Origin of the sequence: Nitratireductor sp. GISD-1A_MAKvit (assembly GCF_040819555.1) — a bacterium.
Lineage (GTDB): Bacteria > Pseudomonadota > Alphaproteobacteria > Rhizobiales > Rhizobiaceae > Nitratireductor.
Window position 1 is genome coordinate 181709 of record NZ_CP161919.1, and the last position, 24943, is coordinate 206651.

Annotated in this window: 3 protein-coding genes; all 3 read left to right on the plus strand. The window is 60.5% G+C overall.

Features of this window, described 5'->3' with window-relative positions; all coding sequences use genetic code 11:
• Positions 1 to 24 precede the first annotated feature (24 nt).
• From AB2N04_RS00900 to AB2N04_RS00910, 3 genes are read left to right on the plus strand one after another with little or no spacing between them, the layout of a single operon-like run.
• Positions 25 to 2403, plus strand: a complete 2379-nt coding sequence (locus AB2N04_RS00900; protein WP_367714278.1) for a hypothetical protein — start codon at positions 25 to 27, stop codon at positions 2401 to 2403.
• Complete coding sequence (locus AB2N04_RS00905) at positions 2336 to 23320, plus strand: tandem-95 repeat protein (RefSeq protein ID WP_367714279.1); 20985 nt, start codon at positions 2336 to 2338, stop codon at positions 23318 to 23320. Before AB2N04_RS00900 ends, AB2N04_RS00905 begins: the two co-directional genes overlap by 68 nt.
• Positions 23271 to 24473: an Ig-like domain-containing protein gene (locus AB2N04_RS00910; RefSeq protein WP_367714280.1), complete on the plus strand. Its 1203-nt coding sequence runs from the start codon at positions 23271 to 23273 to the stop codon at positions 24471 to 24473. The genes AB2N04_RS00905 and AB2N04_RS00910 overlap by 50 nt, the downstream gene beginning before the upstream one ends.
• Positions 24474 to 24943: the final 470 nt, after the last annotated feature.

The following is a 24943-nucleotide window of genomic DNA, read 5'->3' on the forward strand; positions in this document are numbered from 1 at the left end:
CGCTTGTAACGAGCGAGAAGAACCATGGCTTTCACGAACATCGACAAACCCGATAGTTTTCTTGGCGTCGAGTCTTTCGAGCGATCCAATGGAAGCCCTCGCAATCCGTTCGACGCGGCTCACGGCTTTGGCGATGCGTTGTGGCGCAACGCGATGGGAAACTATCAAGAGCTCCTAGACCCGAATGGAGAATTCGGGTTCCATCAGGAAGCACGATACAATGGTGCGCTCGTTGCCAACCGTGCTGTAGACGCTGCGGTGCTAGGCACTACGGCGCACGGCAATCACGGTAAATCTGTAAACGAACTGCATTGGAGCTCAAACCCCGAAACAGATGGTATGAGCTTCGCCCAATCGATCGAAGCCGAATTCAAGGAAACTCTGAAAGACCTCAATGCAGATCTCCTCGCCGGAGATATCACCCAGGCGGAATTCGATTCCGCCGTTCGTGATGCCCGCATTAACGCCATTCTCGATCACATCGCTTTCACGAAGACGATGAAGGCTGGCTATCTCCGGCAGGACATTCTCGATGCCGCCGGTCACTCCGACATAAAGCATATCGCGATCAACGCTCAAGACCCCGCATTCGACACCGCTGCCGAAGTCAGCGCACATAACGAGAGTATCCGCGATAGTTACAGCACGGCGACTCTCGAGCAGACCGATCTGTACCGGCAGAACCGCGCTCTGGTGGAGGAGGTTTTCGATCCTGTTTTGCGCGCGGAGGGGCCAAAAAGCCAGGCCGTGATCGATGCGGCCGACAAGGCGCTCAACCAGCGCCTCGTCGACAACTTTGAGGATTATGCTCGCCTGTTTCCCGAGGTTGATACGCCCGACCGGGTGCGTGCGAATGTGATCGCAACGGAAGCGATCATGAGGGGCAATGCAGACGACCTGAAGAGCTTCCACGACAGGTTGCAGAATGATCCGGATACCAGGTCGAAACTTGTCGCGCTCGAGACAAACATCCTGGATGATCTGCGCAATTCGGGCGCATTTCCCGACGGCGATCACGACAAGCTTCCCGATACAATTTCGGAGTTCTACAACGAGCTCACCCGTCACTATGTGCGGGCCAACAACTTCGAAAAGGCGCGCAGCAGCGCCGAGACCTACCATGCCGGTGTGCGCGGGCTGGATGCTGCGCTCATCGATCGTGTGAACGAAGCGTTCGACAATCGTGGCGAAAATCTGAGGCAATCGGCAGTCGACGGAGATTCTCCCAACACCAAGGTCAAGGCCGGAGGCATCATCGGCGGCGTGGGAATGGTATTTGCGGGGCTTGCGGTCTTCACCAAATATCAGGCCGAAACCGTCGACGACCCTCAGTCTTTTGACGAATGGGCAGCCCGCAAGGCACCGCAACTCATCGCCAGCCTACCGGCCACGGCTGGTCTCGTGGGCGGCGTGGCGCTCCTGGCGATGGCCGGTCCCATGGGGCTGGCCTTTACCATCGCATTCGGCGCCGCCGAAGGCTATGTCGTATTCAAGGAATTTCTTCAAGATTACATCACGGCCAACGAGCAGTATGAGGACAACAAGCTCGTCCCGCTTGCGCGGCTGGCGCTCGATACGCTGGCGGAATTTGAGAAGACCAACATCTACAAGATGGCAGAAACGGCTGCCCGGGTGATGGCCGAATATGTCATCGAGCCGTTCTTCAAGCTGTTGACACCGGAGATACTGAGCGCAGCCGGCGAGAGCGTCCTGTTCAATCCCGGCCCCAAGGCAGGCGACCCGCTCCAAAAGAACCCGTGGCTTGTGGGTGAGGATCTTTCGATCCTCGTCGGCAATGACGAGAACGATGTTCTCATTCACTTCGGTGCCGGCGAGGCTTACGGTCTGGACGGCAATGACTGGCTGATCGCTTACAAGCCCGATTTCTACGAGGCTGGCGATCGTGTCGGGCAGGCACCGGGCGCCGGCGAAGAGGACACACGCCCGGAGGTTGATCAGGAGACTGCGCTGCTGCTCGATGGCGGGCGAGGCAACGATGTCGTTCTGGCGGCAATCGGCGAAAAGGCCGAGACGGTCGGCGGCGAAGGCCGGGACTGGATCTGGAACACGTCGAAGGGCGGCGTGATCTATGGCGACACCAAGGACGGGGCGATCGCCGGCGCCAATGGCGAGCGCGTCAGCGTTCCCGATTCCTATTGGGAATCCTCAAACCATTCCGACAATTTCTGGTACTGGCCGGAAACCACGATCATGGATGCGCGTCCCAACGACGTGCTGAAATTCTACGGCATGCCGCTGACGGGCGGCAAGCAGGGCGTGCCGATGATCGCCTTCGGCCCCCGCGCAACTCTGGGCGGCGGCGGGCGATCTGGCGGTGCCCGATGTGCCGCTTTATTTCGATCAGTTCATGATCTTCATGAACTACATGTTCATGGACAATGAAGATGGCGGCATCGATCTTTATGTCGTGAACGGGTTCAATGGTCTTCTGGGCCTGTTCGGGCAGGACAATTTCACCCAGGACGGCGACGGAAACAATCTCGTCGGCGCGATGAAGGTCGCCAATTACGAGGGCTATTACACCCATTGGGGCCTTGCGCTTTCGGCAATCCCCGAGGGTGATCTGGGCATGAAATGGCTCAAGGCCAACAAGTTCCTGGCAGCACTCGCGCTCTTGCCGCCCATCATGGGCGGGCTGAACATGGTGCTTCCGCTGGTCGACCGCGTGGCGGGGCTGGCCGAGTTCGCGCGCCTGTTCGGCAAGGCCATGCTGTGGTCGACCGGTGTCGATCCGCTGGTGCTCGACCTTGATGGCGACGGCATCGAGACCGTGCGTCTGTCGGATTCGGATGCCTATTTCGATATCGATGGCGATTTCTTTGCCGAAAACACCCAGTGGATCGCTGCCGATGACGGTTTCCTGGTGTTCGACAAATCGGGCAATGGCGCCATTGACGACATCAACGAGCTGTTCGGAAACGCCGATATGGGCGGTCTCGAAGAGCTCGCGCTCTATGATGACAACAATGATGGCGTGATCGACGCCAGCGATGCCATCTATGCGCAGCTCGGTGTCTGGCGTGATCTCAATCAGGACGGTGTCTCGCAGGAAGGCGAGATCCGGACACTCGCCGATACCGGCATTGTCGAGATCCGTCTGGCCAACACCGTGATCGACAGCGAAACCCCGCAGGGCGTGCAGCTTGTCGGTCAGGGCGAATTCGTCTGGCAGGGCGGGGGACTCGGCTCGCTCTATGATGCCGTCTTCCGCGTCGATGATGTGGGCACCCGTTATCGCGGCGAGACGGGACCCGCTCCCTGGCTCAAGAACCTCAAATTCGACAGCCGGGGCTTCGGTCAGGTCACCGATCTGGCGGTGTCGATCCACAATGATTTCGAGCTGGGCGAACTCGCCGAGCAGCGTGCCGCCGAGATGGTCACGCCCAAGCTCAAGACGCTCGTTTCCCAGGTCGGCGATGTGCTGGCCAAATGGGGATACGCGCTCAATCTCACCCGCGAGCTTACGCCCGTTCTTCTTGAGGATGACGGAGCAGGTGGCGTCAGGCTCGCCGATCGCGGCGTCTGGGTCGAGGACGCCGAAGGTGGTTACTGGACGCTGGCGAGCGGCAATCCGGTTCGAGCCGCCAATGGCGACGAGATTGCGCGGGCGACCCTTGAGGATGTGCTTGCCATGGCCGTGGCGGGCGGCCAGAGCTGGCAGATCGAGCAGGGCTTTTCGCCCTCCAGTCGTGTCGAGGCGCTGTCTGCCCGGGCCGAGCGCCCCTATCTGGTGGAGATTGTCGAGGGGCGCGCCGTTGTCCTCGATCATGGCATCGAAAATCCCGATGGCAGCTGGCGCCTTGCCAGTGGCAATCCGGTGCTCGATTCCGGCGGGGCGGAGATCGTTTCATCCGGCCGCGAGGATATTCTCGCCATGGCAACCCAGGCCGGTCAGGAATGGCGGGTCGAGAGTTTCGGGCACAATCCCTTCGCTTCCATACCGGTGGAGGCAACAGGCGTCTATTTCATCGATGGTGTGGCTGTCGACTATACGGTTGAGGTCACCGATGCTGACGGCACGTTCCATGTATGGGCACGAAATCTCGACCGTGCGCTTGAGCTTCAGCACAAATATGGCACGCCATATGAGTTCAACCTGCGCAACTACGAGGTCGATTTCGACACGCTCGACGAAGTCGGTTCGACGGATGATTCCAGCTTCCGCGTCGAGCTCCTGACACCGGGCCAATTCCATTTCGCGAGCAGGCTGGTGGGGCTCGAATTCCGTCCGCAGTTCCTTTCCGCCACCATCGATCCCGCAACCGGGGTGATCGACTACGCGCTTGGTGAGAATGGCGGGGCCAATCTCGCCAGCGACGGCACCTATGAAAGCGGCATCAAGGTGATGATCGAGATGGTCGGCCGGGTCATGGATGAGTACATCCTGATCAGCCGCATGCTCGCCGCGCGCCTCGCATTTCAGGGCGGGTTGTCCGATTTCGCCCGCGGCATCGAATATTCCATCGAGAAGAATGCCTACCACGCAACGCAGAACCGTGAACTCGCCCCGATGTTCGAGGCGATCTTCGAAGCGGCACCCGCAGGTCACGATGCAGCCTACGACTATCTCGTGGACTGGAACGAGATCCTCTGGCAGATCTATCCCGAGTACCGGCTGAACAGCTCCGTCAACCAGAACGGCGCAACGGTGCTCATCGATCAGGCGCTCATCATGCAGATGATGCTGCCGGCCTTCGAACAGGTCGGCATCGATCTCGACATCCGCGCGGTCGCCAATGCGCTCTCGATCAACGAGGAAATGATCATCGATCACGCTGCGGATGCGACCGAGGTCATCGGCACGCGCGGGACCGACTATTTCTACATGACCGGTGGCGACCAGACGATCGTTGGCGGGCAGGGTGCGGATTATTATTTCGTCGGCTCATCATCTGGCCGGGATATCATCAGGGATTATGATCTCGACGATGCGGATTCCCTGCGGCTGTCCTATGTCATGCCGGATGATGTGGTTGCGATCCGCGACGGCGAGGATCTCATCCTGCAGTTCGATGGCGGGGCCGGTGAGGTCCGCATCGTCGATCAGTTCCTGGGTGAGCTCAACGAGTATCTCACCAATGGCGCACAGGTGGAGTCGGGCGTTACCACGATTGTCTTTGCAGACGGCACGATCTGGGATCGCAGCCGCATGGCTTTCGAGGTGGCCGACCCGCGCGACGACTACGGCACCTATCTCGGCTCCGGCTCTGCCGATGTTCTGTGGGGCGGCAAGGGCAATGACGTCCTGAGCGGAGGCGCCGGCGGCGACATTTACGTGTTCGATTTCGGCGACGGGCAGGACACGATCAACGATCGCGGCGCGTTTTCCTTCGGGCCGCTCAAGGCCGGCATGGACATGCTCGTGTTCAATGGTGACATCGCAAAGGAGAATGTCCGGTTGCTGCGCGATGGCGCGAGCGACGACCTCAAGATCATCCTGCTCGACAATCAGGGCCAGGAAACCGGCGACAGCATTCACGTGATCGGCCAGCTAGGCGGTTATGCGGTCTATCTTCAGGCGTTTGGCGGGCTCATACCGGGTCTCGGGGAAGACAGTTTCTTTTCACCGACCGCGATCGAACGTTTCGTGTTTGGCGATGGCACCGCGATGGAGTTCGAGGACATCGTCTCGCAGGTGCTGAAAAACGCAAAAACCGATGGCGATGACGCGATCTACGGGCTGCGCAACAACAACCAGCTCGATGGCGGGGCAGGCGACGATTATCTCGAAGGGCGCGAGGGTTCGGATACATACATCTATGGCCGCAACTACGGCAGCGATGTCATTCACGACCGGGACTTTGCTCCCAAGATCTTCGGCAATGCACCGGACACGCTGCGTTTCATCGACGATTTGCGCTGGAACGATTTCGATTTTCTGCGCGACGGTTCGTCCGACACGCTGCGCCTGCGGGTAAAGGGCACCGAGGACGAGGTCGTGCTGACCGACTTCCTCGAAAACATCATCATCATTGGTTACACGAACCTCATCGAGACCATCGAGTTCGGCGATGGCACGACATGGTCCTGGCTCAAATTCCTCCAGCACTATGTGACGATCGCACAGACCGCCGGTGACGACACGATCTATGGTTTTGAGCTTGTCAGCGACGATATTGATGGCGGCGCGGGCAACGATCGCCTCGAAGGCATGAGCGGAAACGACACCTATCGTTTCGGCCTCGGCTATGGCGAAGACACGATATTCGATACATCGGGCACCGAGCGTGTGGTGCTTGAGGGCATTGAGAGCACACAGGTGACGTTCAGCCGAACCGCGCTCGACCTGATCATCACGGTCGACGGAACCGGCGAAAAACTGATCCTCGAGAACCAGTATGTGCGTGAAGGCAAGCAGACCCATGCCGTCGAGTTTTTCGAGTTTGCCGACCGGACGCTCGAATTCACAAACCTCAATCCCGAGGATCTCGACCTTGTCGGGACGTCGGCGGCGGAAACGATCACCGGCTCGAATTTTGCCGAAACGCTCGATGGGCGCGGTGGCGACGATCTTCTTGTCGGTGGCGATGGCGGCGACACCTACAAATTCGACGTGGGGTACGGCGATGACGTGATCGTCGACAGGCGGGTGCGTGCCGCCTGGGAAGACCGCAAGGGCTTCAGTGTACCGGTCGACGATGTCGTCGAATTTGGCGATGACATCACGCTGGACAATGTGGTCTTCACCAAGGATGGCGATGACCTCGTGGTCTCGGTTTCCGGGCGCCCCGACACGCTGCGCATCCGCGACCAGTTCAGAAGCACGGCTGACGGGGTGGAGAAATTCACCTTCAAGAGCGGGGACTTCCTGCTCATCTCGGATGTGGAGGAAATCCTCCAGATTGAAGGTGGCAATCGCGGCGACAACATCATCACGGGCACGCCGGACCAGCCGAACACACTCGATGGCCGGCAGGGGGACGACACGCTCATTGGTGGAAACGCGGCCGACACCTATGCCTTCGGCGCCGGTTACGATTTCGACCGTATCGAAGAAAAGACCGATGCGGCAGGTGTCATCGACCGGGTTGTCTTCGGATCGACGGTCCGCCTCGACACGCTGAAACTGCGCCGCGACGGTGACGATCTGTTGATCGATCTGGGAGCAGGCGTCGATGTTCTGCGGGTGGTTGGCGGCCTCGCAAACAGACGTGTCGAGGAGTTCCACTTCGCCGATGGCGCCGTGCTGACCATCGACGACATGATGGACCGCTTCCTGAAAGGCAGCGAAAACGACGATCAGCTGATCGGCTTCAACGGGCGCAATGACGATATCGATGGCGGCGCCGGGTCGGATGCCCTGATCGGTCGCAGCGGCGACGATACCTATCGCTTCGGCATCGGTGATGGCGCCGACAGCATCGAGGATACGGCAGGCCTTGATCAGGTCGTCTTCAAGACGGGCGTCTCGCGCGAAACCGTTTCCTTTGCCGATATCGACGGCGACCTCTTGATCTCGCTTGCCGGAACCGGCGACACGCTGGTCATTCTCGGCGGTCTGTCTTCAGCCAGCAGCGCCATCGAACAGTTCGTGTTCGACGACGGTGCATCCATCGATCTCGATGAAGTGCGCGACATCATTCGCCAGCAGAGCAGCAACAATGGCCAGGACCTGATCGACGATCGCATCGTGGCCTCACCCTATACGATCAGGCCGGGCACCGGTTTCGATACCGTGATCATGGGTGCCGACACGCAGGTCGAGATCGAGGCTGGCGGCGGGCTGGACACGATCCGCATCGCGGAGCATCCGGTTTCGGCGAGCATCACCTTTGCCAGCCTTGCGGCGAGCGAGGCGGTCGTGCGTCTGGCCGATACGGATGGTTCGGATCTGCTCATCGTGAACCCCGAAACCGGGGACCAGGTTCGTCTGGTCGGCGCGCTCACAGCCTATGCACTGCCCGAGCTTCGCTTCTCCGACGGTGTCGTTTGGTCGCAGAATGCGCTCGCCGAGCGCGCCATGCTGGACCAGGCGACGGAGAATGCCGATATCATCATCGGCAGCCGCAGAGCCGACGTGATCGAGGGTGGCGCCGGGGACGACGACATTCGCGGCGGGGGCGGCAACGACACGTTCATCTACACCCGCGGCGACGGCAAGGATGTGTATTCCGATGCGGAGAACGGAAAGGACATTCTCGTCATCCACGGTTACAGCGCCGATGAGATGAGCGTTTCGCGGCCGGTCGGCGCGCGCGACGAGCTGCTTCTCACCTTTGAAAACAGCGAAGATGAAATCGTGCTGCGCTATGTCGATGGCCAGACCGGCGGCGGCGTCAGCGAAGTCCGTTTCGGCGATGGAACGATCTTCACGCGCGAGGCGCTGTTCGAGCTGGTTATCGGCGTGGGGACCGATTTCGACGATGAAATCCACGGAACTTCAGGTGCGGATACGCTTCAGGGCGGGCGGGGCGACGATCTCCTGAGCGGCGGCTCCGGAAAAGACACCTACGTGTTCCGTCGCGGTGACGGGCTTGACGTCATTGAGGAAAGCGGCTGGCGGGGTGATCTCAATCGTCTCGTTCTGGCAGATTACAATCCCGGCGATCTCGATGCCATTGTCATTTCGGACAATGGCCGCGATGTCGCGCTCCGGTTTGGTGTGGGCGATCAGGTCATCCTGCAAAACGCGCTGGATGGAAGCTCATATGCCCGCATTCGGGAGATCGAGTTTGCCAACGGCACGATCTGGACGGAAAGCGAACTGAAGCGCGCCGTGGATGCGTCCCATGTCTCCTCGCAGCGCCTGGTTCTCGGCACCGACGGAACAGACACAATCACCGGAACCACCGCCGACGAGATCATGGACGGCGGAATTGGCGATGACACCTACGTCTTTGCGCGCGGCGGCGGTCGCGACACGATCCGGTCAATCCCGGATTTTGGCGATGTCAGGAAGCTCAGGATCAGCGGCTACGACGCGGCGGATGCGACCTTCGCAATCGAAGACGGGCATCCTAAAAATCTCGTCATAAGATTTGCCGGCCAGGAAGATGAAATCCTCATCGAGGATGGCTTCAATGGTTCCAAATGGTCGAGCTCGACCGGACCTGTCCGCGCGATCGCGCAATTCCAGTTCGACGACCGCATTCTCGATTACGATGAGATGCTGGCGCTCGTGAATGCGGGGCAGGCGACCGATGGCGACGATTTCATAACCGTCGTCGATGGAAGCGGCGAGATACAGGGCGGGCTTGGCAACGACTATTACGAAGGCGAGAACGACGCCACTTTCGTCTTCAACCGTGGCGACGGCAAGGATGCCTTCGAGGAGGGCAACGATTCGGGAACGCTCAGCATCAGGGGCTACACCCCCGAAGAGGTCATCTTCACGCGGATGATGGATGATGACGGTTTTGTCATCACCTTTGCCGGCACGGACGACCGCATTTCGGTGCCGGGATATTTTTCCAGCTATTACGGCTATTTCCGCGGCGCGATCCAGAACATCGAATTCGAGGATGGAACGAGCTGGTCGCGCTATGACATTCGCGACCGTGTTCCACCGCTGCCGGAGAAAGCGCCCGCCGTGGCGACTGAGGGCGACGATCATCTCGTTTTCAGCGAGCCCGGTGCGATCGCAGAGGGGCTTGGCGGCAATGATTTTCTCATCGTCAATGCCAGCGACATAGAGGTCAGATACTCGGCAGGTGATGGCCGCGATACGGTGCTTCTCGCGCCTTATAGTTATTCTGCCAGCTTCTCGCTGACGCTGGCCGGGATCAACCCGCAGGACATCATGCTGCACGTTATGCCGGGCGGTGGTCCCGGGGTGGTCGACGGGCCGGAGCCTGCCACATCCTACTATCTGTCGGTGAACGGAAGCGCCGATGGCATCTGGTTCGAAGAAAGACCGGACCAGTTCGCCGGAATCACATTCGCCGATGGCACGGTCTGGGATTCGCAGATGATTGCGGAGAACGCCATCGCCTACGGTCCGCCGATACTCCCGGAGGCGCCGTCAGGTGGAGATCTGTTCACCATCGTGGATGTGGGCGAGCGCGAGCTGGACACGGCCGTGTCCTCCAGTTCCGATGAAATCTTCATCGACCGCGGTTACTACAATTTCGAACAGGGTATCGAGCGCCCGCCGGCGGCCACCACCTATGTGTATCGCACCGGGGATGGACACGACCTCATCGATGAGTTGATGTATCTGGAAGATACGCCCACGCTGGACCGGATCATTCTGGATGACATCCCCTATTCGGATGTGTTCGTGGCGCTTTCGCCCGATAATGAAAAGTCCTATCGCGCCGGCGACATGGTGTTGTGGTTCGCCGGGCGTGAAGGGTCGATCACGATTGCCCAGGGCGCGGTTCCTGAGACAGCCGGCAGCTACGATCTATCCGGCATCGATGAAATCGGCTTCTCCGATGGCACGGTGAAAACGCTTGGCGAACTCGCCTCCGAAGCAAGGCTTGCGGCTCAGAGCGATCAGCGTTTCTTCACCGAAGACTTCGTTTTCCAGCGGGGTGTGCAGTCTGGCGTCTACTATCTGGAATCCCCGCTCATCTTCGATGATGGGTCAGGCAGCATGCCGGTGCCGATCGGCCTGGAGTTAAAGTCCGTCGCCAATGAGGCTGTCAGCGTGTCGCACCACCCGGACGGTTATCATCTTCACATCGCCGAGAGCGCGCCGGGCGCTGGCGATGGTGGCCGCATCGTCCTGCGCGGTGATGCACGGTTTTATACGGATGTATTTTTCGACAGCGGTCTCCTTCTCGGCGCGCGCGCGATCAAGGCGCTCGCGCAGACCGGGCTGCCGATCCATGAAGGCCTTGATGCGGCCGGTGACCCCCATGGTCTCACGCTCACCCGCGGCGTGGATGCCGGCCTCTACACCGTGTTTGGCGGCAGCGCCGTCAATGACACGCCGGCAGCGATCAGTCTCACCGATGTCCTCGAATCGGAGATTTCGGTCGAGCGCACGGCAGATGGCATCCTGCTCAGCATCGCCGCTAGAGAGCAGAGTGGTGACGATGCGATCGTCATCTGGGTCGAGTTTGCAGGAGAGCCACTCATTTCGGTCGCCCTCGATGGCGGGGTGGAGCTGGGCGCGGATGAGTTGTTTGCCGCCATTCCGCTGCCCAGGCTGGAGGGCACCGATGGCGACGATCATCTGGCCCGGTTTGAGCCCGGCCCGTCGGACCCTTGGGGGCCGGGGGGGCCGGGGGGGCCGGAGGGGCCGGAGGGGCCGGGGCCGCAGATGGCGTCGTTCCCCGGTGAGGCAGAAGCGCTTGAATTCGAGGGAGGTCTCGGCAACGATTTCATCGAGGCAGGCGAGGAGCCGGGCGACAGGGTTGTCTACCGGCGCGGCGATGGGAATGACGTGGTCAGCGTCGCGAGCGGCTATGCTGGAGCACCCGTGGCGGTTGACCTGCGGGGCATTTCGGCGTCCGCGGTCAGCCTTATGGTTTCCGAGAGCGGGCATGCGCTTATCAGCATAGCCGAGACTGTGGCGGGTGCGGGAGACGGCGGTTCGATCAGAATATTGCCGCCCGTCGGGTATGACGGAAACAGCCATCTCGGGTTCAACAGCATAAAATTCGATGACGGCACCGTATGGGGCCCGGCAGAGATCAACAGGATCATCGGCCTGAAGCGGGCCACCGACGGCGATGACATTCTCGAAAACGAAACCAACCTGGCCCATTTCGAACTGGGCAGGGGCAACGACATGGTCGATGCCAGTTCGGGTTCGGCGACCTATGTCTACAACAATGGCGATGGGCACGACGTCTATGTCGACCGGGGTTCCGACGACAGTGAACATGCGGAAGGGTTCCGCGGCGATCTCCTGCGTTTTCCCGATCTGGCCGAAACCGACATGGTCTTCGAGCGTTCGGGCAACGACCTCATCATCACCATAGCCGAAAACAGCGCCTCCGGCATCGAGGCTGGCAGCATCGTTCTGGTCGGGGCGATGGAGCTCGATCCATACCAGCGCGAGCAGAGCATCGAATGGATCGAATTCTCTTCGGGCGTGAGAACGCCACTGGCTGAAAAGGTTCAGGAGCTGGTCGCCGCTTCCGCATCGGAAAATGCAGACACGATGGTCGGCACCTTCCGGGACGATGTGCTGGAAGGTCTCGGGGGCGATGATGTGCTGCGTGGCGGAGCGGGCTCCGATGTCTATGTCTGGTCGCGGGGCGACGGTAGCGACGAGATCGAGGAAGCCGCCGGTTCCTACAGTGACGACAGCATCGATGTGCTGAGGCTGGTCGATGTCGATCTGGAGAACGTCACCCTGTTCAGCGATCACCGGGGGCTGCGGATCGCAATTGCCGATACGTCGCCGGGTGCCGGCGATGGAGGCGTCATCCTGGTTCGCGGCATGTTCCAGAACAATGCCGGGCGCGGCCGGGGCGTGGAAAAAATCGAGTTTTCGGGCGGCGCAAGCCTGAGCTCCGACCAGATTGCAGCCCGCATCATCGAGCAGAAGTCTACACCGTTCGACGATCTGATCAGGGGCACCTTTGGCGATGATGTCATCGAGGCCGGTCGGGGCAACGACACGATCCTGGTGACTGCAGGTGAAAACACCTTCATCTACAATCGGGGAGACGGTGTCGACCGGGTCGACAACCGGGCCTATGACGGTCGGCTCGAATTGCGCGGCATCGATCCGGCAACGGTTCGCCTCAGGGAGGGACATGATGGCGATCTCGAAGTCATCATCGGCGAAAGCGCCCAGAACGCGGGTGATGGCGGGCGGATAACGCTTGTCGATTCCGCCTCGCTCTATGGCCGCGGGATTTCGTCCATCACCTTCGATGACGGCACCGTATGGTGGCGCAATCATTACGATTCGGAGAGTGGCATATACAGGCAGGACTTCATCGACCTGATGGCCGGCTCGACCGGTACGACCGAGTTCAACGATCGCTTTGAAGGCACCGACAACGCAGACACGATCGAGGGCAGGGGCGGCGATGATCTGCTGATCGGCAAGGGTGGAGACGACACCTATGTCTTCAACCGCGGCGATGGCCGCGACACGATCCGCGACACCGGCGCCAAGATCGTCATCGGTGGCTATGACCGTGACGAAGTCACCTTTTCCAGGCAGGGCCAGTTCGGTCTCGATCTGATTGTCAGCTTTGCCGGCGGGGAAGATCGCATCCTTGTCGAGAACGTCTTCGAACAGGGCGGCGGCAGTGTTGTCGTCGAAATCGTGGACGCCGGCGTGTCCCTGTCGATGGCCGATATCCTGGCCGAAATCATTGCAAACCAGGCAAGCGATGACGACGATCTGATCATCGGCACCGACGGTGCCGACACGATCGGTGGCGGCAAGGGCAATGATTTCATTGATGGCGGCAAGGGCAACGACACATATGTCTACAATGTCGGCGACGGCGATGACCGCATTCGCGATCCCGACACCTATGGCGGCAAAGTCGTGCTTGCCGGCTACACGCCCGATGACATCGCGTTCGCCGTGCGCAGCGGCCCCGACAGCCATGATCTCGTCATTCGTTTCAAGACCGGTCAGGACAGGCTGACGCTGGAAGGGGTGCTTGGCCGCTATGAGGCGGGCATCTCGACCATCGAATTCGCCGATGGCACCGTCTGGGACGAGGCAGACATGCGCGCCCGCGCGCTCTCCGATATCGACACGGCCGGAAGCGACAATGTCTTCGGTTTCGACGGGGAGGATACGCTCGTATCGCGCTCTGGTGATGACATGATGGCCGGGGGCAAGGGGGCCGATCTCTATCAGATGAGGCGTGGTGGCGGTCACGACACCATCCTGGAGGCCGATCGCGAACCGGGCGAGGTCGACCGCGTCGAGTTCCTCAATTTCGTTTCGTCCGAAACATCCGTTGCGCGCGTTTTCAAGGGCAGCGAAACGGTCAGGTTCAGTTTCGCCAGTGCTGAAGGGGACAGCGTCACCATTATCGATGCGCTGGCCGCCGATGGGCGTGGAGTGGAGCAGTATGTGTTCTCGGACGGCGTCGTCTGGACCCGGGAGGACATCCTCACCCTGCTCGAAAACAAGGTCCCCGTTGCGGTCGATGACGGCTATTTCACGGCAACGACCGGAGAGCCGCTGAAGATCGACCCTGCTCGTCTTCTCGCCAATGATTTCGATGCCGATGGCGACGGGCTTGCAATCATTCGGGTGGAGGGCGGGTCCGCAGGCACCGCCGAAATCGACGAGCACGGAAACATCGTCTTCGTTGCGAAGGATGGCTTCACCGGCCCGACGCGGATCAGCTACCAGATCTCCGATGGTCGCAATGGCATCGCCGAGGCGTTCGTGGACATCCGCGTGCGGCCGGTTGCCGAAGCGCGTGATGATGACGGGTTCGTTGTCGCCGAAGACGGGTTCCTGACCATACGCACCGAACGGCTCCTGTCGAACGATGTCGATGGCGACCGTATGATCGTTGGCCAGGTCTACGGTGCGCGCAACGGCACGGTTTCGCTTGCGAGCAATGGTGACATCAGCTTCACGCCGGATGCCAATTTCCACGGGATCGCCTCCTTCACCTATGTTGCAAACACACCTGAAGGCGGGCGGGCAGAGGCGACCGTGTTTATCCAGGTCACGCCGGTCAACGATGCGCCGGTTGCGGCAGATGATGAAGGCTTCGTCACGCTCGAAGGCGAGCCCTTCACGATCGGACGCCACACACTTCTTGAAAATGACAGCGATCTGGATGGCGACAGGCTCGTTATCCAGTCGATCGTTCCGTCGCCCGACCTTTCGGTGACGCTCAACGAGGATGGCAGCATCTCGGTCGTGCCGCAGCCCTTCTTCTGGGGCAATGCCAGCTTCCAGTATGTGGTCAGCGATGGTGCTGGCGGCACGGATACGGCAACCGTCAATGTCTATGTCGAGCCGGTCAATGATGCGCCCGAGGCGATGAACGACCGGATCGAGACCAATGGCGGAGAGCCGATCCGCGAAGACAATCCGATTGTCATTCAGATCGCGGACCTGCTTGCCAATGATATCGAGCGGGACGGCGATCCCCTGTCGCTTGTATTCGTCAAGAATGCCCATGGTGGCTCGGTCGAGATTCTCGACAACGAGACGATCCTTTTCACCCCTTGGGAGAATTTCAACGGCGAAGCGCACTTCGAATACACGATCTCCGACGACAAGGGCGAGCTCGACACCGCCCGCGCGACCGTCGTCTATCAGGCGGTCAACGATCTGCCTGTCGCCCGCGACGACACCTATAAAAAGGATCCCATTCTGCGCGGGCAGGAAGACACGCCGCTCGAAATACCGATCAGCGAACTTCTTCAGAACGACTATGATATCGAAGGCCTGGCGATCAAATTCGAATCCGCAGGCAATGCGGTCGATGGCGATATCGTGGTCACCGACCATGGCACGATCATCTTCACGCCCGATCCTGATTACTGGGGCGAGGCGACGTTCAGCTATTCGATTTCCGATCCCGAGGGAGCGGTCAATGACGGCCTCGTCACATTGTGGTTCGAGAATGTCGGCGATGCGCCGCCGGTGGCAGAAGACGATGTCATCCAGGTGGTCGAAGACGTGCCGATGGTCATCCCGATCTCGGTCCTGCTTGGCAATGATACCGATATCGATCGCGACCAGATCGAGTTCGTGAGCTGGCGCTATGCCAATTTTGCCGAGAGCTTCTCCTATGGTGAGCTTAACGGCACCATCTCCTATACGGAAAATGGCGACCTTCTCTTCACGCCGGATCTCAATGCCGAGTCCTCGGGCGTGTTCTTCTACACGATCACCGACAATGCCGACGGCACGTCGGAGGGCATGGTCGATATCCGCATCCAGCGCGTCGACGACGACCCCACCGCCGTAGCCGATGCCGGCGGGATCACGCCGCTCGACATACCGCTGGTGCTGCGCGTTTCCGATCTGCTCGCCAATGATTTCGATGTCGACGACCCGAATGGAAACCGGCCGCTTTTCTTCGCCGGGGTGGAGTCCGTCAGCGCGGGCGTGGCCGAGGTGGTGCACTCCGGCGGGGAGGATTTCATCATCGTCCGGTTCGATCCGGGCTTCACCGGAAATGTCGAGGTTCGCTACATCGTCGAGGACGAAACGGGCCTCACCGACATCGGTCTTGTCGAGGCAGAAGTCGCGCCGGTTTATGATGGCAATCTCACGGGCACGCCGGATCCGGATGTGCTTGTGGGCAATCATCTTGACGAAACCATCACCGGTCTGGCCGGCGACGACACCATCCTGGCCATGGCGGGCAACGATGTCATTTCCGCGGGGGCGGGCAATGACGTGATCGATGCCGGCGCGGGTGACGACCATATCGATGGCGGTGATGGTGGCGATGAAATCGACGGGGGCGACGGTTTCGATACGGTCGATTTCGCCGGTTCGAACACCGGCGTCCGGGCCGACCTTGCTTCGCGCGTCGGGCAGGGTGGCTTTGCGGCCGGCGATGTCTATCGCAACATCGAGGCCCTGGCCGGCACCGAATACCGCGACACGCTCGGCGGAGATGACAGAGCCAATGTGCTCGATGGGCGCGGCGGGTCGGATCACCTCGAAGGCAGGGGCGGCGACGACACGCTCGTGGGTGGAGCCGGGGACGACACGCTCGAAGGCGGTGCGGGGGCCGATATTCTCGATGGCGGTGCCGGCGATGATACGGCGTCCTACGAGACCTCCTCGGCCGCCGTCGCGGTGTCACTCCGGAACGGCACTGCCTCGGGCGGCGACGCAGAAGGCGACACGCTCTCCTCCATCGAGCATCTCACCGGCTCGGCCTTCGACGACACGCTTGAAGGCGACGGCCAGAACAACAGGCTTCTCGGCGGGCGCGGCGATGACACGCTCATCGGTCATGCGGGCGATGACATTCTCGAAGGCGGCCGCGGGGCGGATGTCCTGCGCGGTGGCACGGGCGTGGATACGGCCGTCTACACCCATTCTGCGGAAGGCGTGACCGTCGATATGGAAAACGGCGCCGCGGGTGGCGGAGATGCTGCCGGCGACACGTTCGTATCGATCGAGATCGTTGAGGGTTCCTACCACGACGACATCATTCGCGGCACGGCCGGCGACAACATCATCCGGGGTGGGCGAGGGGCAGACGTCATCGATGGACGCGGCGGTTTCGACACCGCCGATTATTCCCGCGCCGATGAGGCCGTCTCCGTTGATCTTGCCAGCGGTCAGGGTCTCGCCGGCGAGGCGCTCGGCGATACGTTGATCGACATTGAGAAACTGGTGGGCTCCGATCATGCCGACAGTTTCACGGGATCGGATGGCGACGACACGTTCGACGGCGGCTTCGGCGACGATCAGATCGCCGGCGGCGCGGGATCGGACAGCTATCTGTTCGGCTTCGACAGCGGCGAAGACACGGTCACGGAACTCGGTTCCGCAGCCGATACGGACCGTGTCGTCCTGGGCGCGAACATTCAGCCGAAAGACATTTCCATCGTGCGCGAGAGTGATGATCTTTTGATCGAGCTCGAGCGGGATGACGGCTATCTCATAGACACGCTGCGGGTGAAGGATCACTTCGTTGGCCGGGAAACCGGCATCGAGGAAATCGTGTTCGAGGATGGAACCGTCTGGGATCGCGACACGATCGACCAGTTGCAGCGCACCGGTCGTTTCAATGCCCAGGACGATATATTCCGCCTCGGCATTGAAGACGAGACGGCGCTCATCGATCTTGCCGACCTGACCGCCAATGATGTTGCCGAGGGTGCGGAAAACCTCACGCTCATCTCGGTTCAGAATGCGGTCAACGGCACGGTCGAGATCCTTGAAGACGGCCGGATCGCGTTTCTGGGAGCGCAGGATTTCAACGGAGACGCCTTCTTCGAATACACGGTTCGCGATGCGTTCGGGCGCGAGTCGACGGCAACGGTCGAGGTCAATCTCCAGCCAGTCAACGATGCCCCGGTGGGGGATGATGATGGCGTGATCCAGGGCACGGAAGATGAGCCGCTGCTCATTCCGTTCTCCGCGCTCCTTGGCAATGATTTCGATGTCGATGGCGATGCACTGACGATCATCGACACCTTGCCCCTGATCGATGAAGACGGCAATTATCTCTATCCCGACATTCTGGAAACAGGAACCAATGGCAAAGTAGAGCTGGTCGATGGCTTCGTGAAATTCACGCCCGGCATGGACCATTTCGGCTTTGCCGGTTTCCGTTACGTGCTGAGCGATCCCGACGGCGAGACGTCCATCGCGTCCGTTGAGCTCTACATCAACCCGGTCAACGACGCTCCGCGCAGCGCGCCGGACCGGCACACGGTGCGCCTCGACAAGACCAACGTTATCTCCCTCGATGACATTCTGGGCAATGACTACGACATCGAGGGCGACGCGATCAGCTTCCTTGGCATTCATTCTCCCAGCAATGGCACCGTCACTCTGGATGAGGAGGCCCGCACCATTTCCTTCGTCGCGGATGCGCTGGGCGATGCGTCCTTCCAGTATGATGTGGTCGATGCACGCGGTGCCCAGGCGACCATCACCGTCGAACTGAAGGTCATACCGCTCAACGACCCGCCGGTTGCAAGAGACGATACCGGTTTCGACACGGTTGAGGATCAGCCGATCCTCATCGACCCGTCGCTCCTTCTCGCCAACGATACCGACCCCAATGGCGATCCGCTCTCCATCGTGGGGCTGGAGCGTTTCCCGCTCAATGGCAAGGTCGCGTTCGATGAGAACGGCATGATCGTTTTCACCCCACGGCCCGACTACAATGATCGCGCGGGCTTCGAGTACACGATTTCCGATGGGCGCGGCGGCGTCGACACCGCCTTCGTGTCCATAGACGTTCTGCCCGTCAACGATCCGGCCATCCTGCGCAACGATCTGGCGCTGGGGATCGAGGATGAACCCATCCTCATCATTCCGGGCGAAATCTTCGGCAATGATGTCGAGCCCGATGGCGATGTCATTTTCTATAATTCGGTATCGGTGCTTGGTATTGTCGATCCGGAGTTCCTTTCCGAAGCGCCGGAGGTTACCGCGCGCCTGGCCGATGGAAGCCCGCTTCCGTCCTGGCTCTCCTTCAACGCCGAAAGTCTGACCTTCACCGGCACAATGCCGGGAACGGAGCCGGTCTCGGTCGAGGTGGTCCTGTTCTATCCGGAGGAAGGCAAGACCGCGCTCCACACCTTCACCTTCGAAGAAGGCGATGCCGGTGCGCTGTCGCAGGGCATCTCGGTCGAGGGCGACCTGCCGCCTTCCTTCCGGGTCCGTGCGCCCTTCGAGGAAGATTATGAATTCGGCGCTGGCAGCCTGACCCCGGAGATCTCCGTTTCCGCCACGCTGGCCGATGGAGAGGCACTGCCCGACTGGCTCACATTCGATCCGGAAACGCTCGTTCTGTCTGGCGAAATGCCAACCGGGGTGACGGAAGCCTTTGACGTCGTTCTCACCTTCACCCATGTGGACCCGGGTAGCGGTGCGCAGTCGGTCTATACCGACACAATCACGGTCAGCCCGACGGATGCGGACGCACTTGTCGATGGCATGGGGTATGATAGCGGTCTTGCCGTGCTCGACATCGCCGATCATGCGGTCAGCGCTACTCTGGCCAATGGCCGCCCGCTGCCCTATTGGCTTGCCTTCGATGCCGACACGATGTCCCTTGGCATGAGCGATATCGCGCCGGAAGCGGATGCGGAGCTTGCGCGGGTCCAGATCCGCTTCGAGCCGACACCGGAGAGCCTGCCCGATGGCACGCATCTCTTCGCCCGCGAAGGATTTGCGCTCGAATTCGTGATCGACCCTGCCCTCGGTGTCGATCCGGCGCTCAACGCGCTTCTGTCCAATCAGGCGTTCTTCGCGGCGCAGGGGCAGTTCGCAATCGACCTTTCCATGGCTCAGGGCATCGGTGCATTTGCCGAGAGTGGCGACAATCTCCCCTCCTGGCTCGATTTCGATGCAGCGACCCTGTCATTCGCCGGCACACCGCCGGGAACCTATGTTGGCTCCGTGCCGGTGCGCATTGATGTCCCGGCCGAAGGCGACAGGCCTGCCTTCTCCATCGTGCGCGAACTTCCGGTCGACCGGCTGTTTGCCATCAATGGCGAGCAGGCGCCTCATATCAGCTATGATGGCGAATACATCCGCATCGTCACGCCGGAGGATTTCAACGGCGCGCTCGCGCTCACCTACACCACCACGGATGAAAAGGGCGCGATCTCCGAGGAGCCCGGCATCATCGTCGTCAATGTATTGCCGATGCCGGAACTGCCGGATCCAGCCGAGGACCTGCTCCACGCGGTCGAAGATCAGAGCATGGTGTTCACCGTTGCCGATCTTCTGGCCAACGATGTGGACGACGATGGCGACCCGATCCGCCTGGTCGCGGTTGAAAAACCCGCAAACGGAACCATCACCCTGTCCAATGCGGTTGTCGTTCTGGAGCGCCCGGATGGCCTGCCGCAGGAGGGGGCGGATGTCTCCTACTCGCTGGCCATGGCCGATGGATCGCCGCTGCCGGACTGGATCTCCATCGATCCGCAGACGGGTAAGGTCACGGCGGTGGTTCCGCTGGATGTGCTCGCCGAGATGCAGCTCACCATGACGGCGCATGAGGGCGCCACCTCCACCTCGGTGACCAGAACCGTGCTCTTCGACGGAAATGACGGCGCGCAGTTCACCTACATGCCGGATGCGTCTTTCTCGGGTGAAGACACCTTCACCTACACCATAACCGACGATGCCCAGGGCGAGGCGCAGGGGCAGGTGCGGGTTCAGGTCGCCCCGGTCAACGATCCGCCCATTGTCGAAAACGACATTGTGGACGGGCTTGAAGACACGCCTCTTTACATAGATCCGGCAACGCTGCTCGCCAATGACAGCGATGTCGATGGCGACCCGCTCACAGTCACCGCCGTTGCCAACGCGGTCAACGGAACGGTGGAAATGGTCGATGGCCAGATCGTCTTCACCCCGAAGCCGAATTTCGATGGTGATGCCTCGTTCGAATACACGGTCAGCGATGGTGCCGATGGCGAAACCACGGGTGTCGTCACAGTCAGGGTTCAGTCAACCAACAGGCGCCCCGTGGCCGAGATGGACTATTTCGAAGGCACCGAGGACACGCCGCTCGTAATCCACATCAGCGACCTTCTCGCCAATGACAGCGATCCGGATGGTGATGCCTTCACCTTTGTTTCCTTCCAGGACTGGGCAGGAAACGATGTTTCCGTTTTCGAGCTGCCCGATGGCCGGCTGCAAATCGTTCCGGACGAAAACATCAATGGCCTGTGCCAGTTCACCTACACGATTTCCGATGGCCGCATGGAAGCCACGGGTGTGGTCCAGGTGGACTTTGAAGCGGTCAACGATGCCCCGATCACGGTGGAAGACGATGGCTACACCACCGAAGAAGACACGGCGATCACGATCTCGCTGTCCGATCTCATCGCCAATGACATGGATGTCGAGGGAGACAGTTTCACTGTCACCGAGGTGTTCGACGGCGACAACGGAACCGTCGTCATGGAGGGGGGCAATGCGGTCTTCACGCCGCGGGCGGATTATTTCGGAAATGCCGGTTTCACCTATCGGGTAACGGATGCCGGCGGCGCGGTGTCCGACGGCTATGTTTCGATCACCGTCTTCCCCGCCAACGATGCGCCGATTGCGGTTTCCGACGCGGGCTTCACCGTTCAGGAAGACGGCTATATCGACATCGATCCCGCCGCTCTTCTTGCCAATGATTACGATCCCGATGGAGATGCGATTTCGCTCAACTCCATTCAGGCGGTTGATCTGGGCAACGGGCTTTATCGCTACAGCCCCGCACCGGATGCCTATGGCGAGGTGGAGATCAGCTACTCGATCGTCGATACCGGCGGCCTCGTGTCGTATGGCAGGATCACCATCGACATTCTCCCGCAGCCCGACGCACCGGAGGCCCATGACGACACGCTTGAGATGAGCGAGGACACGCCGCTCACCATCAATGTCTCAAGCCTGCTCGCCAACGATGTCGATGTGGATGACGAAGCCATTCTCTTCGACGGGATCCTCTCGTCGGATGGCGTCACGGTCACGGATCTGGGCAATGGGCAGCTCCGCCTCGAGCCCGTCGCCGACCGCTCGGGCGTTGCGACCTTTGTCTATCAGCTGCGCGATTCCAGCGGCTTGACCGACACGGCGACCGTTTCGATCAATATTGCCGGCGTCAACGATGCTCCGCAGATCGGAGATCCTGGCATCCTGGCGGGCACTGAGGACGAAGCGTTTTCCGCAACGCTCGATCCGGCGCTGTTCAGCGACAAGGAGGGCGATCAGCTCTATATCGATGTCACCGGTCCCGGAGGGACCAGCCTGCCAGACTGGCTCACCTTCAACCGCAGCGATCTCAGCCTGTCGGGTCAGCCGCCGGCGGATTTCAACGGCGATATCGAGATCGAAATTTCCGCGAGCGACGGCCTCGACGTCACCACGCGCCCGGCAACCATCCGTATTGCAGCGGTCAATGACGCGCCTCAGGCCACCGACGATCAGGTCAATGGAGGGCTTGAGACAACGATCACCATCCCGCTCAGCCACCTGCTTGGCAATGATCACGACATTGATGGCGACACGCTCTCGATCTCGCATGTCGAAGCACTTGGGTCCGGTTATTCGGCAAGCCTTGATGGAGAGGGCAATCTGGTGATCACGCGCGATCCCCTGCTGTCGGGCAATCTGGAGTTCACCTACACGCTTTCCGATGGTGAGCTTGAAGACACGGGGCACCTTTCGGTCGCGGTCGAAGAGGTCAACCTCGCGCCGGAGATTGCCGAGATTGCACCCTTGCATGCGGATGAAGACGCCGACATCGATCTTCAGATCGACCCGGCGGCATTCAGCGATCCCAATGGCGATACGCTGGTCATCTCGCTCAAGCGCGCCGATGGTTCGCCCGCGCCGGACTGGCTCACCTTCGACGCCGGCACCCTGCGTCTCACCGGGCGGCCGCCGGAAAACTTCAATGGTGTGGTCTCGTTGCAGGTCACGGCCAGCGACGGTTCACTCTCGGCAAGCCGCGTCTTCGAGCTCATCATCGATCCGGTGAACGATGCTCCGGTGCTTTCCGCACCGTTTGCCGACCGGTTTGCTGATGAGGATGCGCCGTTCTCCGTGGTGTTGCAGACCTCGATCGTCACCGACCCCGATGGTGATGAACTGACATTCGATGTGCGCCGCGAAGATGGCTCGGCTCTGCCCGACTGGATGACCTTCGACGCAACCACCGCCACACTTTCGGGCCAGGGCCCCGGCGGATTATTTCGGCGCGATGGATCTCAGGGTCTATGTCAGCGATGGCACGACGACCATCTCCGATGACTTCCGTTTCGTTGTGCGCGGTGTCAACGATGCGCCGGTGCTCGACGCACCGCTTGATGATGTTGCGCAGGACGAAAACGGCGAGACGATCAAGACCAGCACGGCATTCCGCTTTGCTGCCCAGACCGGCAATTTCTCAGATCCCGATGGCGATCAGCTTGCCTTCTCGGCAATGCTCGCCGACGGGCAGGCCTTGCCAGACTGGTTGCAGTTCGACGGGGCCTCGTTCTCCGGCACTGCGCCGGCGGGGGCTTCCGGGGTGTATGAGATCGAGTTGAAGGCAACGGATGGCGCCGAGATCGTTTCAGACATCTTCACCCTGACGGTCGAGCAGGGCAACGCCGCGCCGGTCGTGGTCGATGATGGCATTTTCCGCGTCTATCAGCCGGGTGTCCTTTCCATCGACGTCGCGACGCTGCTTGCCAATGACAGTGATGCCGATGGCGATACGCTCGAAATCACGGGCGTACAGAGTGGCACCGGGGGCAGTGCGCGTCTTGAAAACGGGAAGGTCTATTACGACCCGATCGAAGGCTTCGACGGGCTGGACCAGTTCATCTACACCGTGTCCGATGGCAAAACCGAAGCGACCGGTCGCGTTTTCGTAGCAGTCGACAATTCCTATGGCGACTACGAACACCAGGGTACGGAAGGCAACGATACGCTGTTTGGCGGTTTTGGCAGCGGCTCCGTCTTCGGTGGTGCAGGCGATGACCGGTTGTTCAGCGGCCTGTTCGGCGGGGATGTCGCCGGCGGCGAGGGGGATGACCTGGTGGTCGGCCTGCTCGGCGGCGGCACCCTCGACGGGAATGAGGGCGACGACCGCATCATTGGCGGCCTCGGCCGGGACATCATTTCCGGCGGCACCGGGAATGACAGGCTCACCGGCGGATGGGGCTCCGATGTCTTCGTGTTCAACACGGGCGACGGGCAGGACACCATCACCGACTTCAGCACCGGCCGCCAGCGTTTCTTCATCCCCGGCGATGAGATCCGCCTCAATGTCGATGGCGTCGACGATTTCGCCGATCTCATGGCGCTGGCGGAGCAGCGCAGCGACGGCGTGCTGTTCGACTTCGGAAACGGTGACGAACTCTTCCTCAGCGGAACGCAGCTTGCCGCTCTCGATAGCGACAGCTTCACTTTCTACTAAAACATTTGTGCGGGTGTCAGGTGTTCCCATCTGACGCCCGTATAAATGCGGAAAAACAGACAGATGGAGCGGACAGGGTATGTCGCGCCAGGAGATCAGCCGATGTCGCCGTATGGCGACATCGGCTGATTGCCTCTGGAGATTCGCTTGCACAGAGAAGACGTTCGAAAACTCATCCGGCTTGTGGGTCTGCCGCCTGGGGCAAAATTCTCGCGCTGCGCGCTTTCACCGTCGCCGCATAGGCGACGATTCTTTTTTCTTTCGTGGCCGTTATCAGCGCACTCTGCCCCTGTTTTCAGAATTCTCGTCACGATGTTCGACGTTTTTGCAGCATTGAAAACTGCCTTCATCCCGATCATCCGGGCAGAGATTTGCAAGTGCTGAAATGAACGCGTTCTTTCATCCCGAAATCGGCAGTCGGGAGTTCCATAATGCATATTATGAAATCATTGCGTGTAGGCGCAAAGTTA

Bases quoted from the DNA above. Each gene is read 5' to 3' on its own strand.
- AB2N04_RS00900 (WP_367714278.1), top strand. From the start codon at position 25: ATGGCTTTCACGAACATCGACAAACCCGATAGTTTTCTTGGCGTCGAG.
- AB2N04_RS00910 (WP_367714280.1), top strand. From the start codon at position 23,271: ATGGATCTCAGGGTCTATGTCAGCGATGGCACGACGACCATCTCCGAT.